A 13,996-nucleotide genomic window follows, 5' to 3' on the forward strand; every position below is an offset into this window, starting at 1 on the left:
TGGCTCCATGAGCTTCGCGACGCCGCCCGGCTGGTACCCGGACGCGGGGACACCCGGCACCGACCGCTGGTGGGACGGCACGGCCTGGACCGCGCACACCCGCCCGTCCGCCGCCGCGCACCCCGCACCGTACGAGCCGGCGCACCCGCCGCACGCTCCCCAGGCGTTCGGGCCGCCGACCGCACCCCCGTCTCCCCGGGGCGGCAGCCGTACGCGCGTCGTGGCGATCACTCTCTCGGGCCTGCTGGTCCTGGGCGCGGCCGTCACCGCCGCCGTCCTGCTGGGCCCCGACGACAGCGGTACGCGAGCGGCCCCGGGACCCACCGCCTCCGACCCGGCCCCCACCGCACCCGCCGCGTCCGCGACACCCTCCCCGGAGGGCAGCCCGGACGACGACCCCGGGGCCCTCGTCGACCAGCTCAACGGGATCACGCTGACGGTGCCCGACGGCTGGGAGAAGCCGGAGAACACCTCCGACGACGCCCCCACCATCCGTACGGCCATCTCCTACGACTGCCCCGGCACCTCCGCCTCCTTCTGCTACCGGGGCACCGTCTCCACCCGCACCGCCCGGGCCGGCCAGAGCGACCCCAAGGCCATCGCGGAGGCCGACATCACCACGGCCGCCGACCAGGCCTACGAGGAGGACGTCCTCGGCCGGCGCACCCATGGCGGCATCACGTCCCACCAGGTCCTCAAGGCGGAGCCGGTGGCGGTCGCCGGACGCACCGGGTACCTGGTGCGCTGGCGGGTCGTCACCGCGAAGGGGCCGGGTGGCGTGGTGCAGTCGGTGGCCTTCCCGTCGACGGTGGGCAGCGAGACCCCGGTGATCGTCCGGTACGCCTTCGACGCGGACCGGCCGGAGCTGCCGGTGTCGCTGACGGACACGATCACGCGGTCGATCCGGCCGATCGGGGACAGCGCGACGAGCGGTGGCGTGGGCGCGTCGATCGGCCCCTGAACCCTCTCTACCAGGGGCTCAGAGGAAGGTCTTCCCCTCGCCCCGGTACGTCGGAACGGTCGCCGTGATCCGGTCGCCCTCGATCAACTGGAGCGCGTCGAAGCGCTCACACAGCTCACCGGCCTTGGCGTGCCGGAACCAGACCTTGTCACCGATCAGCAGATCGTCGGCGGGGGAGCCCAGCAGCGGCGTCTGGACCTCGCCCGCGCCCTCCTGCGGGTCGTAGCGCAGCCCTTCCGGGAGGTACGGAACCGGCGACCGGTCCGCTCCGGCGGCGCCGGAGGCCGGGTAGCCGCCGCCGAGGACCGTCACCACGCCCACGCCCGGCCGACGCACCACGGGCTGGGCGAACAGGGCCGCCGGGCGGGCGGTGAACGACGTGTAGTTGTCGAAGAGGCGCGGCACGTACAGCCCCGAACCCGCCGCGATCTCCGTCACCGCGGCCTCGGCCGCCGTGTGCTGCACGCTGCCGGTGCCGCCGCCGTTGACGAACTCCAGGTCGGGGGCGACCGCGCGGACCGCCCGGACCACCTCGGCCCGGCGGGCCGCCAGCTCCTTACGGGCGGCCGCCTGCATCAGCCGGATCGCCCGGGACCGCAGCGGCCGCCCCGCCAACGAGTCGCCCACCCCGGCGACATGACCCTCGTACGCCATCAGCCCCACCAGCCGGAACCCCGGCCTGCGCGCCACCGAGCGGGCCAGCTCGGCGAGTTGCGCGGGGGAGCGCAGCGGCGAACGGAGCGCGCCGATCCGGATCCGGCCGCCCAGTAGCTGGAGCGAGGTGTCGAGCTCCAGGCAGACCCGGATCTCCTCCTGCCCGCCGGCCCGGGAGGCGTCGATCAGCTCCAACTGGGCGTGGTCGTCCACCATCACGGTCACGGCCGCGGCCAGCTTCGGATCGGCGGCCAGCTCGGCGAAGGCGCTCCGGTCGGCCGACGGATACGCCAGCAGCACGTCCTCGAACCCGGCCCGCGCCAGCCACAACGACTCCGCCAGCGTGTACGACATGATCCCGGCGAACCCGGGGCGCGCGAGCACCCGCTCCAGCAGGGCCCGGCACCGCACGGACTTGCTCGCGACCCGGATCGGCTTCCCGCCCGCCCGGGCCACCAGATCGTCGGCGTTGTCGTCGAAGGCGTCCAGATCGACGATCGCGATCGGGGCGTCGAGGTGGGCGGTGGCCCGGTTGTACCGGGTCCGGTCAGCGGCGCGGGCAGTCATGGCCGCAGCTTGCCAGAGAGCGCTACCCCTGGGTAGGGGACGTTCGGGGCAGATCCGCCGAGGCCGGACGGCCCGTGCCCCGCCGTGCGCCCGCAGCCCGTAGAGTGACGGGCACGCGAGCACCAACGCGCCTGGCGGTGGCGGTGATCCGTGGTCGGTACGGGGACGCGAACCAGGGGGCCGGATGAGTACCGAAGCGCAGCGCGCTCCCGTGCCACCCCGCCCGACGACCCCACCGCCCCCGGCTGTCCCGCCCCCCGCACAGGCCCCGCGCGGCACGAGCACCCCGCAGGCCTCGGGCGGCCCGCAGACACCAGGCCCCTCACCCGCCCCAACAGCCCCGCGCCGCCCCCCACAAGCACCCCCCGCCACCCCCACCACCCCCGTACCGCCGAACACAGCGGCCCCCACCGCCCCGTCAGCACCGCCAACGCCCGCCTCGTACCCGGCGCGCCCCACGCACCCCGGCTCCGGGCCGCCTCCCGCCTTCACCCTCCAGAAGCGCAGGCCCGCGGGGGCCGTCGACCTGACCCCGGCGCCGGGAGCCGTCCCGCCGCCCCCGGGCGCGTACCGCGTACCGGCCCGCTACGGCTACCCCGAGACCCCCGCCGAGATCACCACCCGGCTCCGCCCCGTCCCGCCCCGGCAGCGGTGGCGGGCGCCCCTGGCCGCCGCCTGCGTGGTCCTCGGGCTGGGGCTCATCGGCGGCGCGGCCACCGGCGCCTGGCTCACCGGCGACTCCTCCGCCGAGCCCACCCGGACCCCCTACACCGCAGGCCGCACCGTCTGGCACAGCGTCCCCATCGACACGCTCTTCCCGCGCGCCCTCAAGGGCACGGGAGCCGGACCCGGAGGTACCAACCGCACCTGGACCCGGCTCGCCGTCGCCGGCGACAGCGACTGCTCCCAGGGGCTCGATCCCCTGCTGCGCACCACCCTCCGGTCCGTCGGCTGCGAGCGGATGGTGCGGGCCACCTACACCGACTCGACCCGCTCCGCCGTCACCACCGTCGGCATGGTCGTCACCGAGGCCGACGCCGCCGGGATGCGGGCCCTGAGCACCCGGTTCACCGAGCAGAAGCTCGCCGCGCGCAAGGACCTGATGCCGCGTACGTACGCCCCCGAGGGCACCGTCGCCGCCGGGTTCGGCGACCGGCAGCGCGCCAGTTGGACCGTCCGGCCGCTCACCGAGATCCCGGTCGTCGTCTTCGCCGTCTCCGGCTTCGCCGACGCGCGTACCGTCGCCGAGCCGCAGCCCGCCGACGCGGCGGCGCAGACGCCCGCCACCACGGACATCGCCCAGGCCGGCCTCGGCCACGAGGCGAAGGGCATCGCGGACCGGGTGGAGCGAGGGCTGCGCACGACCGTCACCGATCTCGTGGAGCCGCCCGCATGACCCGACGACGACCCCACCGCGTCCTCGCCGCGGTCTGCGCCGCCGCCGTCCTCGCGCTCGCCCCCGCACCCCCCGTCCACGCGGACGCCATCCGCGACCAGCAGTGGGCCCTGGCGGCGATGCACACCGACCGTGCCTGGCAGACCACGAAGGGCGCGGGCGTCACCGTCGCCGTCCTGGACACCGGCGTCGACGGCACCCACCCCGACCTCGTGGGCCAGGTGCTCCCCGGCAAGGACCTCGTCGGCTTCGGCGCCGGCCAGGGCGACCCCTCCTGGGCCCTCCACGGCACCGCGATGGCCGGAATCATCGCCGGACACGGCAACGGCCCCGGCCGCACCGACGGCGTCCTCGGCATCGCGCCCGAGGTCAAGATCATGCCGGTCCGCGTCATCCTGGAATCCAAGGACCCGGCCCGCGCCAAGGCCCGCAAGACCCGCGGCACCGCGCTCGCCCAGGGCATCCGCTGGGCCGCCGACAACGGCGCCGACGTCATCAACCTCTCCCTGGGCGACGACAGCGAGTCCGCCCACCCGGACCCGGGCGAGGACTCCGCCATCCAGTACGCCCTCTCCAAGGGCATCTCCGTGGTCGCCTCGGCGGGCAACGGCGGCGAGAAGGGGGACCGGATCTCCTACCCGGCCGCCTACCCCGGCGTGATCGCGGTCGCCGCCGTCGACGAGTACGGCACCCACGCCGCCTTCTCCACCCGCCGCTGGTACGCCACCGTCAGCGCGCCCGGCGTGGACATCGTCGTGGCCAACCCGGACGGCCACTACTACATCGAGTGGGGTACGTCGGCGGCCGCCGCGTTCGTCTCCGGGGCCGTCGCCCTGGTCCGCGCGGCCCACCCCGGCCTCGACCCCGCCCAGATCAAGAAGCTCCTCGCCGACACCGCCCGCGACGCCCCCGCCGAGGGCCGCGACGACGCCCGGGGCTACGGCATCGTCGACCCGGCGGAGGCCATCGAGGCGGGCTCCCGGCTGCGCCCGGGGGAGCTGAGCGCCAGGACCGCCACGGCGGGCCACCGCACGAAGTTCTTCGGCCCCGGGCCGACCCCGCCGCCCGCCGCCGACGACCCGGTCAACTGGGCGGCCCCGCTCGCGGGCGGCCTCGGCGCGATCCTGCTGGCGGCGGCCGTCGTCCTGTGGCGCGGCCGCAACGCACCGGGCCACCGCTGAACCCCCGGCTCGGCGGCCACGCCCCCAGGCACTACCCTCGACCCGTGGCGCTCAAGAACATCCCGGACTCCGGTTTCTCCGACGACGACGGCTCGGCTTCCCCCGCCCTGACCAGCGCACTCGATGCCTGGGCGAAGGACCGGAGCGCCGTCGGCCCGGTCCTGGCGGCGCTACGCGAGGCCCGGCTCCTGGTCCCCGTCGTCGCCGTCCTCGGCGAGGTGGAGGAGGGCAGTCAAGAGGAGCGCGAAGCTCACCAGAAGGGCGGTGGTGGGAGACGGGGGGGCGGCTTGCGGCGCGAGAAGACCAGCGACATGGCCGTGCCCACCCTCAAGGCGGGCGACCGCCGCGCGCTGCCCGCCTTCACCTCGACCGACTCGCTGGCGCTCTGGGACCCCGAGGCCCGCCCCGTCGCGGTACCGCTGCACCAGGCCCTCCAGGCCGCCGCGCACGAGAAGGCCGACACCGTGGTGCTGGACCTCGCCGGGCCCGTCGCCTTCGAGCTGAGCGGCCAGGCGCTCCTGGCGCTGGCGGAGAACCGCACCAGCACCGACCCGCTCCAGGACCCGGCGGTGCTCGACGCCGTACGGGAGGCCGTCGCCGCCGAACCCGTCGTGCTCCGCGCCCACCTCGGCCCGGGCCGGGCGGACGGCACCCTCGCCCTGGTCCTCGCCCCGGACGCGGCACCCGCCGAGGCGGCCCGCCGGGTCGCCGAGGCGCTCTCCGGCAGCGAGGTGCTGAGGGCCCGGCTGGTCAGCGGGCTGGACCTGGCGCTGCTGCCGGCCGGAGCCACCGCACCGGGGGAGCCCCTGTTCAGCCGCTGAGCCTTAAACTACGTGAGCCCGCCGCCCCGACGAGGGGGAGGCGGGCTCACGTACGTACGAACCGGAAGACCTAGCCGTAGACCGGGCCCGTGTACTTCTCGCCGGGGCCCTGGCCGGGCTCGTCCGGCACCAGCGAGGCCTCGCGGAAGGCGAGCTGGAGCGACTTCAGGCCGTCCCGCAGCGGGGAGGCGTGGAAGGTGCTGATCTCCGTGGTGGAGGCGTCCAGCAGTCCGGCCAGCGCGTGGACCAGCTTGCGGGCCTCGTCGAGGTCCTTGTGGTCCTCGCCCTCCTCGGTGAGGCCGAGCTTCACCGCCGCCGCGCTCATCAGGTTGACGGCGACCGTCACGATGACCTCGACGGCCGGGACCTCCGCGATGTCGCGGGCCATGGCGTCGAAGCCGGGGTTCTCACTGCTGGTGGGGGTCGCGTCGCTCATGCCCACACGATAAGGCCCGGCCGGGACCGCCCCTCGCGCGGGAGCCTCTCGGACGCAGGATTAGCGCCCCCGCGACCGGGCTGCTAACCTTGTGTAACGACCGGCCGGACACCTATGTGCTCGGCCCACAAGTGGAGGCTCCGATCTCCCACCTGACCATCCTCACGGATGGCGGGTCACCGGTCAGGCGGTCCCCATCGTTCCGTACGGACGATGGAGCCGCTCGATGCGCCCCGCGGTTGACCGCGACGGTGCTCCGGTAGTAATGGAGCCCCGCCTGTGTCCCGTCCGGGGCTTTTTGTATTGCCGTTCCGGCTCGGTTGGTCTTGAGACACACACGTAACGCGGCTGTCCGCCAGGCGGTCGCGTGGTGCTACCGAGGAGGATCCATCAGCGCCGAGCCCCGCATCAACGACCGGATTCGCGTTCCCGAGGTCCGACTTGTCGGTCCCAGCGGCGAGCAGGTCGGGATTGTTCCGCTTGCCAAGGCCCTGGAACTCGCACAGGAGTATGACCTCGACCTGGTCGAGGTGGCGGCGACAGCCCGTCCGCCCGTGTGCAAGCTCATGGACTACGGGAAGTTCAAGTACGAGTCGGCCATGAAGGCCCGTGAGGCGCGCAAGAACCAGGCGCACACGGTCATCAAGGAGATGAAGCTCCGGCCGAAGATCGACCCGCACGACTATGACACCAAGAAGGGTCACGTCGTCCGGTTCCTCAAGCAGGGCGACAAGGTCAAGATCACGATCATGTTCCGTGGTCGTGAGCAGTCCCGCCCGGAGCTGGGCTTCCGACTGCTCCAGCGTCTCGCTTCGGACGTGGAGGACCTGGGCTTCATCGAGTCCAACCCGAAGCAGGACGGCCGGAACATGATCATGGTTCTGGGCCCGCACAAGAAGAAGACCGAAGCCATGGCCGAGGCCCGTGAGGCCCAGGCCGCCCGCAAGGCGGAGCGTCAGGGCACGACCGACGCCGCGCCCGAGGGCGACACCGCTGAGGCTCCGGCCGCAGCGGCCGAGGCTCCGGCCGAGACACCTTCCGAGGCGTGACCTTCGGGGGCCGCCATCCAGGCGCCCCCGGGTCCCCCCGGAATCCCATAGAGATCTGACGCCCCTGCAGTCCGGTGCCCCGCACCGTGAGGGGCGCCACTGACGAGGAGAGAACGGCGCGATGCCGAAGAACAAGACGCACAGCGGTGCCAGCAAGCGCTTCAAGATCACCGGCTCCGGCAAGGTGCTCCGCGAGAGGGCCGGCAAGCGCCACCTGCTCGAGCACAAGTCGTCCAAGAAGACCCGCTCGCTGACCGGCACGGTCGTCGTGGCTCCGGCCGACGCCAAGAAGATCAAGAAGCTTCTCGGCAAGTGAGGCTCGGCCTCCGGCTCACGCCGGAGGCACGACCTCGATCACACCGGGACCAATTCGTTTCCGGGCCGTGTGAAGACACCCACGGCCCCGCTACAAGGAGTTAACACGTGGCACGCGTCAAGCGGGCAGTCAACGCCCACAAGAAGCGCCGGGCAATTCTCGAGGCGGCCAAGGGCTACCGCGGGCAGCGCTCGCGCCTGTACCGCAAGGCCAAGGAGCAGGTCACCCACTCCCTGGTCTACAACTACAACGACCGCAAGAAGCGCAAGGGCGACTTCCGTCAGCTGTGGATCCAGCGCATCAACGCCGCTGCCCGCCAGAACGGCATGACGTACAACCGCCTCATCCAGGGTCTGAAGGCCGCCAACATCGAGGTGGACCGCAAGATCCTGGCCGAGCTCGCGGTCAACGACGCCAACGCGTTCGCCGCTCTCGTCGAGGTCGCTCAGAAGGCCCTCCCGAGCGACGTCAACGCCCCGAAGGCCGCCTGATCCAGGCACCGCTTTCCTGGTACGTGAACCGGACCCGCAGGCGCACGCCGTCTGCGGGTCCGGTGCGTTGACCCCCTGATCCCCATCCCGTACGCAGAGAGGCTCGCCGCCGACCATGGGCACCCCCGAACTGATCTCCCCGCGCTCCCCGCGCGTCGCCGCCGCCCGCCGGCTGGCCCGCCGCAACTTCCGCGGCAAGGAGCGCAGGTTCATCGCCGAGGGGCCCCAGGCCGTGCGTGAGGCCGCCGCCCACCGGGGCGGGGACGGTGAGCCGACGCTCATCGAACTGTTCGCCACCCCCGAGGCCGCCGACCGGTACGCCGACATCATCGACGCCTCCCACGCGGCCGGGGCCCGGGTCCACCTGGCCGGGGACGACGTCCTCGCCGACGTCTCGCAGACCGTCACCCCGCAGGGCCTCATCGGCGTCTGCCGCTTCCTGGACTCCCCGTTCCAGGAGATCCTGGACGCGAGGCCCACCCTGGTGGCGGTTCTGGCCAATGTCCGCGACCCCGGGAACGCCGGTACGGTACTGCGCTGCGCGGATGCGGCCGGCGCCGACGCCGTGGTGCTCACCGATGCCTCCGTGGACCTGTACAACCCCAAGTCCGTACGGGCGTCGGTCGGTTCGCTCTTCCACCTGCCCGTCGCCGTCGGCGTCCCCGTCGAGCAGGCCGTGCAGGGCCTCCGGGACGCCGGGGTGCGCATCCTCGCCGCCGACGGGGCCGGGGACGACGACCTGGACGACGAGCTGGACGCGGGCACCATGGGCGAGCCCACCGCCTGGGTCTTCGGCAACGAGGCGTGGGGGCTGCCCGAGGAGACCCGGGCGCTCGCCGACGCCGTCGTCCGGGTCCCGATCCACGGCAAGGCGGAGAGCCTCAACCTGGCGACCGCCGCCGCCGTCTGCCTCTACGCCTCCGCCCGCGCCCAGCGTCCCCGCCGCGCCCCCGACGCGTAACCGCAGGCCGTTCGACGGACCGTCACCGATTCGACGGACCGTCACCGATCGGTCCCGGCCATTCCGCTTTCCCGGCCACCGGCGCACGCCCACCGCGCGCCCCCACAGGGTGTCGCGGGTTCGCCGACGGCTAGTAGGGTGACGAACTCGGGGGCCCACTGCACCGGTTCGAGAGGTGGGGATAGGGGAAAATGGCTGTCGGCATGAGCTCGCCGCGACCGGCGCACACCGCTGCCGGAAGCGCGGACGGCACCGGCATCGGACACCTGGACGCCCTCTCCACCGGCCTCGACCCCGACGATCTGCCCGACGGGCTCGTCGTCGCCGACGCCGACGGCCGCGTCGTCTGCTTCAACGCCGCCGCCGCCCGCATCACCGCCACCCCCCGTGCCGACGCGATCGGCCGCCCCCTGGAGGTGGCCCTCCCGCTGGAGGACCTCAAGGGCAAGCGCTGGTGGCCGCTGACCGACCCGTACGGCGGCCTCGCCACCCGTAACTCCCAGCCCGAGCGCAACCTGCTGCTGCCCGGCGGCCGTGAAGTACTGGTCTCCGCCCGTTACGTACGCGAGCACCCGCTCGGCCCGGTGCGCCGGGTCGTCGTCTCGCTGCGCGGCACCGAGGCCCGCCGGCGTACCGAACGCAGCCACGCCGAGCTGATCGCCACCGTCGCCCACGAGCTGCGCTCCCCGCTCACCTCGGTGAAAGGGTTCACCGCCACCCTGCTCGCCAAATGGGAACGGTTCACCGACGACCAGAAGCGGCTGATGCTGGAGACCGTCGACGCCGACGCGGGCCGGGTCACCCGGCTCATCGCCGAGCTGCTCGATATCTCCCGGATCGACTCCGGCCGCCTGGAGCTGCGCCGCCAGCCGGTCGACATCTCCGCCGCCGTCGCCCGCCACATCCAGGCCCTCATCGCGGGCGGCCAGGCCCCCGACCGCTTCCGGGTCCGTGCCCGGGGCCCGCTGCCCGCCCTGTGGGCCGACCCCGACAAGATCGACCAGATCCTCGGGAACCTCCTGGAAAACGCGGTGCGCCACGGCGAGGGAACCGTCACGATGGAGATCGCCCCCGCACCCGCGCCGGGCGCCTGCGACGAGATGGGAACGGCGGTCACCGTGAGCGACGAGGGCCCCGGCATCCCCGAGGAGTCGATGGGCCGTGTCTTCACCCGCTTCTGGCGGGGGAGCAAGCGCGGCGGCACCGGCCTCGGCCTCTACATCGTCAAGGGCATCGTCGAGGCGCACGGCGGCACCATCACGGTCGGCCGGGGGCCCGGCGGCGGGGCCGAGTTCCGATTTATCCTGCCCGTGAGCATGCCCGCCTATATGAAGTAGAGGGGTTTGCGTAGCGATCAGGCAGGGTGGTGGTGGGCGACGGGAGGGCTGAGCGGCCCACGGGCGCCCCGACCGTCCTGCGGCCTTTAGACTCGACCTTTGGCACCTTTGCGTCCTCCAGTCGTCGAGCGGGGTCGCGCCACCAGCCAATCGGAAGCACGGGAAGAGATGTCGGCACCGAACAAGTCGTACGACCCAGTCGAGGTCGAGGCACTGAAACCGGAAGAGATCGAGCGCATGCGGGACGAGGCGTTCGCCGCCTTCGCCGCCGCCGGCGACCTCGACGCGCTCGCCCAGGCGAAGACCGCGCACACCGGAGGTACCTCGCCCCTGTCGCTCGCCAACCGCGAGATCGGCGCCCTGCCCCCGCAGGCCAAGGCCGAGGCGGGCAAGCGCGTGGGCCAGGCCCGCGGCGCCGTCTCCAAGGCCCTGGCCGCGCGCCAGGCCGAGCTGGAGGCCGAGCGTGACGCTCGCGTGCTCGTCGAGGAGGCCGTGGACGTCACGCTGCCCTACGACCGCGTCCCGGCCGGCGCCCGCCACCCGCTGACGACCATCATGGAGCGGGTCGCGGACGTCTTCGTGGCCATGGGCTACGAGATCGCCGAGGGCCCCGAGGTCGAGGCGGAGTGGTTCAACTTCGACGCCCTGAACTTCGTGCCCGACCACCCGGCCCGCCAGATGCAGGACACCTTCTTCGTCCAGGGCACCACGCCCGACGGCAAGGCGACCGAGGGCGACGAGTCCGGTGTCGTGCTGCGTACGCACACCTCCCCGGTCCAGGCCCGCTCGCTCCTGGAGCGCAAGCCCCCCGTCTACGTGGTCTGCCCCGGCCGGGTCTACCGCACCGACGAGCTGGACGCCACGCACACCCCGGTCTTCCACCAGATCGAGCTGCTCGCCGTCGACGAGGGCCTCACCATGGCCGACCTCAAGGGCACCCTCGACCACATGGTCCAGGCGCTCTTCGGGCCGGACATGAAGACCCGGCTGCGGCCGAACTTCTTCCCGTTCACCGAGCCGTCCGCCGAGATGGACATGGTCTGCTACGTCTGCCGCGGCGAGTCCGTCGGCAACCCGGACCGCCCCTGCCGCACCTGCGGCAGCGAGGGCTGGATCGAGCTCGGCGGCTGCGGCATGGTCAACCCCAAGGTGCTGACCGCCTGCGGCGTGGACCCCCAGAAGTACAGCGGATTCGCCTTCGGGTTCGGCATCGAACGGATGCTGATGTTCCGCCACAACGTCGAAGACATGCGAGACATGGTCGAGGGTGACGTCCGGTTCACCCGGCCGTTCGGGATGGAGATCTGATGCGCGTCCCGCTTTCCTGGCTGCGGGAGTACGTCGACCTGCCGGCGACGGAGACCGGCCGTGACGTACAGGCCAAGCTCGTCTCCGTCGGCCTGGAGGTCGAGACCGTCGAGCAGATCGGCGCGGGCCTCAAGGGCCCCCTGGTCGTCGGCAAGGTCCTGACCATCGAGGAGCTGGAGGGGTTCAAGAAGCCCATCCGCTTCTGCACGGTCGACGTCGGCACCGCCAACGGCACCGGCGAACCGCAGGAGATCGTCTGCGGCGCCCGTAACTTCTCCGTCGGCGACAAGGTCGTCGTGGTCCTCCCGGGCGCCGTCCTGCCCGGCGACTTCGCGATCGCCGCCCGCAAGACGTACGGCAAGACCTCGCACGGCATGATCTGCTCCACCGACGAGCTCGGCATGGGCGACGACGGCACGCACGGCATCATCGTGCTGCCGCCGGAGCACGAGGTCGGCACCGACGCGATCGAGCTGCTCCAGCTCGTCGACGAGGTCCTCGACATCGCCGTCACCCCGGACCGGGGCTACTGCCTGTCCCTGCGCGGTGTCGCCCGCGAGACCGCGACCGCCTACGGGCTGCCGCTGCGCGACCCGGCGCTCCTGGACGTGCCCGCGCCCAACGCGTACGGCTACCCGGTCAAGATCTCGGACCCGATCGGCTGCGACCGCTTCACCGCCCGCACCGTCACCGGTCTCCAGCCCGAGGCCCGCTCCCCGATCTGGATGCAGCGCCGCCTGCAGAAGGCCGGGATGCGGCCGATCTCGCTGGCCGTCGACGTCACCAACTACGTGATGCTGGAGCTCGGCCAGCCGCTGCACGCCTACGACCGCACCCGGGTCGACGGGCCGATCGGCGTGCGCCGCGCCACCCAGGGCGAGAAGCTCACCACCCTGGACGGCGCCGTGCGCGTGCTGGACGCCGAGGACCTGGTCATCACCGACAACCGCGGGCCGATCGGCCTCGCGGGCGTCATGGGCGGCGCCAACACCGAGATCGCCGACGCGGACGGCGAGCACGCGCTCACCACCGAGGTCGTCATCGAGGCCGCGCACTTCGACGCGATCTCGATCGCCCGCACCGCGCGCCGCCACAAGCTGTCCTCCGAGGCGTCCAAGCGCTTCGAGCGCGGCGTCGACCCGCAGGCGGCCGCAGCGGCGGCGCAGCGCACGGTGGACCTGCTGGTCCTCCTCGCGGGCGGCACCGCCGAGGCCGGGGTCACCGAGATCACCGCGCCGCACGCCCCGCGCACCATCGCCATGCCGGCGAACCACCCCGACAAGGTGGCCGGTGTGGAGTACGGGCGCGAGACCGTCGTCCGCCGCCTCCAGGAGGTCGGCTGCGACGTCTACGGGCAGGACGAGCTGATCGTCACCGTCCCGTCCTGGCGGCCCGACCTGAACGAGCCGAACGACCTGGCCGAAGAGGTCATCCGCCTGGAGGGCTACGAGAACCTGCCCTCCACCCTGCCGACGCCGCCCTCCGGGCGCGGTCTCACCGACCGCCAGCGGCTGCACCGCCGCATCGGCCGGGTGCTGGCCGGAGCCGGTTACGTCGAGGCGCTGAGCTACCCGTTCATCGGCGACGCGGTCCTCGACCAGCTCGGCCTGGAGAAGGACGACGAGCGCCGCCGTACGGTCAAGCTCGTCAACCCGATCTCCGACGAGGAGCCGGCCCTGCGCACCACGCTGCTGCCGGGCCTCCTCGGCGCACTGCGGCGCAACGACGGCCGGGGCAGCCACGACCTCGCCCTCTTCGAGATGGGTCTGGTCTTCCGGCCCACGGGTGAGGAGACGGCCGCCGTCCGGCTGCCCGTCGACCGCCGGCCCACCGACGAGGAGATCGCCGGTCTCGACGCAGCCCTCCCGCGTCAGCCGCGCCGTGCCGCCGTCGTCCTCGCGGGCGCCCGCGAGCAGGCCGGCTGGTGGGGCAAGGGCACCCCGGCGACCTGGGCGGACGCCGTCGAGGCGGCCCGCTCGATCGCCGCGGAGGCCGGTGTTGAGGTCACCGTCCGCGCCGACCAGCACGCCCCGTGGCACCCGGGCCGCTGCGCCGCGCTGTACGTCACCGTGAACGGCGAGGAGACCCTCTTCGGGCACGCGGGCGAACTCCACCCGCGCGTCATCAAGGCGCTCCACCTGCCCGAGCGGACCTGCGCCGCGGAGGTCGAGCTGGACGTCCTGGAGCAGGCCGTCGACGGAGCCCTCCAGGCGCCCAGGATCTCCACCTTCCCGGTGGCGACCCAGGACGTCGCGCTCGTCGTCGCCGGGGACGTCCCGGCCGCCGACGTGGAGCGGGCGCTGCGCGAGGGCGCGGGTGAACTCCTCGAATCGCTGCGGCTGTTCGATGTCTTCACCGGCGAGCAGATCGGCGGGGGCAACAAGTCCCTGGCGTACGCGCTCCGCTTCCGCGCCGCCGACCGCACGCTGACCGTGGACGAGGCATCGGCCGCCCGCGACAGCGCGGTGGCCCTGGCCGCCGAGCGCACGGGCGCGGTGCTGCGCGGCGCGTAGTCCCG

Annotated in this window: 13 protein-coding genes; 11 read left to right on the top strand and 2 right to left on the bottom strand. The window is 73.2% G+C overall.

Annotation, left to right across the window (positions count from 1 at the left end; translation table 11 throughout):
• Nucleotides 1-7 precede the first annotated feature (7 nt).
• Nucleotides 8-961: a DUF2510 domain-containing protein gene (locus ACFWRT_RS22825; protein WP_380953659.1), complete on the top strand. Its 954-nt coding sequence runs from the start codon at nucleotides 8-10 to the stop codon at nucleotides 959-961.
• A gap of 18 nt (nucleotides 962-979) precedes the next feature.
• On the opposite strand, the gene ACFWRT_RS22830 is transcribed toward ACFWRT_RS22825, so the two are convergent.
• Nucleotides 980-2,182, bottom strand: a complete 1,203-nt coding sequence (locus tag ACFWRT_RS22830; protein ID WP_380953660.1) for an amino acid deaminase/aldolase — start codon at nucleotides 2,180-2,182, stop codon at nucleotides 980-982.
• Between the two features lie 526 nt (nucleotides 2,183-2,708).
• On the opposite strand from ACFWRT_RS22830, the gene ACFWRT_RS22835 reads away from it, so the two are divergent.
• Genes ACFWRT_RS22835 through ACFWRT_RS22845 form a run of 3 tightly spaced genes read left to right on the top strand, consistent with a single transcriptional unit; the run spans nucleotide 2,709 to nucleotide 5,580 of the window.
• Nucleotides 2,709-3,578 (top strand): hypothetical protein, encoded by an 870-nt coding sequence (locus ACFWRT_RS22835; RefSeq protein WP_380953696.1) that lies wholly within the window; start codon nucleotides 2,709-2,711, stop codon nucleotides 3,576-3,578.
• Complete coding sequence (mycP, locus tag ACFWRT_RS22840; RefSeq protein ID WP_380953661.1) at nucleotides 3,575-4,759, top strand: type VII secretion-associated serine protease mycosin; 1,185 nt, start codon at nucleotides 3,575-3,577, stop codon at nucleotides 4,757-4,759. Before ACFWRT_RS22835 ends, mycP begins: the two co-directional genes overlap by 4 nt.
• Nucleotides 4,760-4,803: 44 nt before the next feature.
• Nucleotides 4,804-5,580, top strand: coding sequence for an SseB family protein (locus ACFWRT_RS22845; protein WP_380953662.1), 777 nt, complete (start codon nucleotides 4,804-4,806; stop codon nucleotides 5,578-5,580).
• Nucleotides 5,581-5,650: 70 nt separating this feature from the next.
• On the opposite strand, the gene ACFWRT_RS22850 is transcribed toward ACFWRT_RS22845, so the two are convergent.
• Nucleotides 5,651-6,016, bottom strand: coding sequence for a DUF1844 domain-containing protein (locus ACFWRT_RS22850; protein ID WP_073881883.1), 366 nt, complete (start codon nucleotides 6,014-6,016; stop codon nucleotides 5,651-5,653).
• 326 nt (nucleotides 6,017-6,342) lie between these two features.
• Here ACFWRT_RS22850 and infC point away from each other — a divergent pair, with 326 nt between their 5' ends.
• The 7 genes from infC (at nucleotide 6,343) to pheT (ending at nucleotide 13,991) form a co-directional block, all read left to right on the top strand.
• Nucleotides 6,343-7,065, top strand: coding sequence for a translation initiation factor IF-3 (gene infC, locus ACFWRT_RS22855; RefSeq protein ID WP_380953663.1), 723 nt, complete (start codon nucleotides 6,343-6,345; stop codon nucleotides 7,063-7,065).
• Nucleotides 7,066-7,186: 121 nt separating this feature from the next.
• Nucleotides 7,187-7,381 carry a 50S ribosomal protein L35 gene (gene rpmI, locus ACFWRT_RS22860; protein WP_003970213.1) on the top strand — a complete coding sequence of 65 codons (195 nt, stop codon included), beginning with the start codon at nucleotides 7,187-7,189 and terminating at the stop codon, nucleotides 7,379-7,381.
• Nucleotides 7,382-7,488: 107 nt separating this feature from the next.
• The gene (gene rplT, locus ACFWRT_RS22865) at nucleotides 7,489-7,872 is read left to right on the top strand and encodes a 50S ribosomal protein L20 (RefSeq protein ID WP_007457565.1); all 384 of its coding nucleotides are present in this window, start codon (nucleotides 7,489-7,491) and stop codon (nucleotides 7,870-7,872) included.
• Nucleotides 7,873-7,987: 115 nt separating this feature from the next.
• Nucleotides 7,988-8,833: a TrmH family RNA methyltransferase gene (locus ACFWRT_RS22870; RefSeq protein ID WP_380953664.1), complete on the top strand. Its 846-nt coding sequence runs from the start codon at nucleotides 7,988-7,990 to the stop codon at nucleotides 8,831-8,833.
• A gap of 191 nt (nucleotides 8,834-9,024) precedes the next feature.
• Nucleotides 9,025-10,170, top strand: coding sequence for a sensor histidine kinase (locus ACFWRT_RS22875; protein WP_380953665.1), 1,146 nt, complete (start codon nucleotides 9,025-9,027; stop codon nucleotides 10,168-10,170).
• Between the two features lie 168 nt (nucleotides 10,171-10,338).
• Nucleotides 10,339-11,478 (top strand): phenylalanine--tRNA ligase subunit alpha, encoded by a 1,140-nt coding sequence (gene pheS, locus ACFWRT_RS22880; RefSeq protein WP_164613339.1) that lies wholly within the window; start codon nucleotides 10,339-10,341, stop codon nucleotides 11,476-11,478.
• Complete coding sequence (gene pheT, locus ACFWRT_RS22885) at nucleotides 11,478-13,991, top strand: phenylalanine--tRNA ligase subunit beta (protein ID WP_380953666.1); 2,514 nt, start codon at nucleotides 11,478-11,480, stop codon at nucleotides 13,989-13,991. Before pheS ends, pheT begins: the two co-directional genes overlap by 1 nt.
• Nucleotides 13,992-13,996 lie beyond the last annotated feature (5 nt).

The organism is Streptomyces cyaneofuscatus, assembly GCF_042718795.1.
GTDB lineage: Bacteria > Actinomycetota > Actinomycetes > Streptomycetales > Streptomycetaceae > Streptomyces > Streptomyces cyaneofuscatus_A.

Excerpts from the sequence above, each read along its gene's own strand:
- pheS (WP_164613339.1), top strand. The coding sequence starts at position 10,339 with ATGTCGGCACCGAACAAGTCGTACGACCCAGTCGAGGTCGAGGCACTG.
- pheT (WP_380953666.1), top strand. The coding sequence starts at position 11,478 with ATGCGCGTCCCGCTTTCCTGGCTGCGGGAGTACGTCGACCTGCCGGCG.
- rpmI (WP_003970213.1), top strand. The coding sequence starts at position 7,187 with ATGCCGAAGAACAAGACGCACAGCGGTGCCAGCAAGCGCTTCAAGATC.
- ACFWRT_RS22825 (WP_380953659.1), top strand. The coding sequence starts at position 8 with ATGAGCTTCGCGACGCCGCCCGGCTGGTACCCGGACGCGGGGACACCC.
- ACFWRT_RS22850 (WP_073881883.1), bottom strand. The coding sequence starts at position 6,016 with ATGAGCGACGCGACCCCCACCAGCAGTGAGAACCCCGGCTTCGACGCC.
- ACFWRT_RS22870 (WP_380953664.1), top strand. The coding sequence starts at position 7,988 with ATGGGCACCCCCGAACTGATCTCCCCGCGCTCCCCGCGCGTCGCCGCC.
- ACFWRT_RS22830 (WP_380953660.1), bottom strand. The coding sequence starts at position 2,182 with ATGACTGCCCGCGCCGCTGACCGGACCCGGTACAACCGGGCCACCGCC.
- mycP (WP_380953661.1), top strand. The coding sequence starts at position 3,575 with ATGACCCGACGACGACCCCACCGCGTCCTCGCCGCGGTCTGCGCCGCC.
- ACFWRT_RS22875 (WP_380953665.1), top strand. The coding sequence starts at position 9,025 with ATGGCTGTCGGCATGAGCTCGCCGCGACCGGCGCACACCGCTGCCGGA.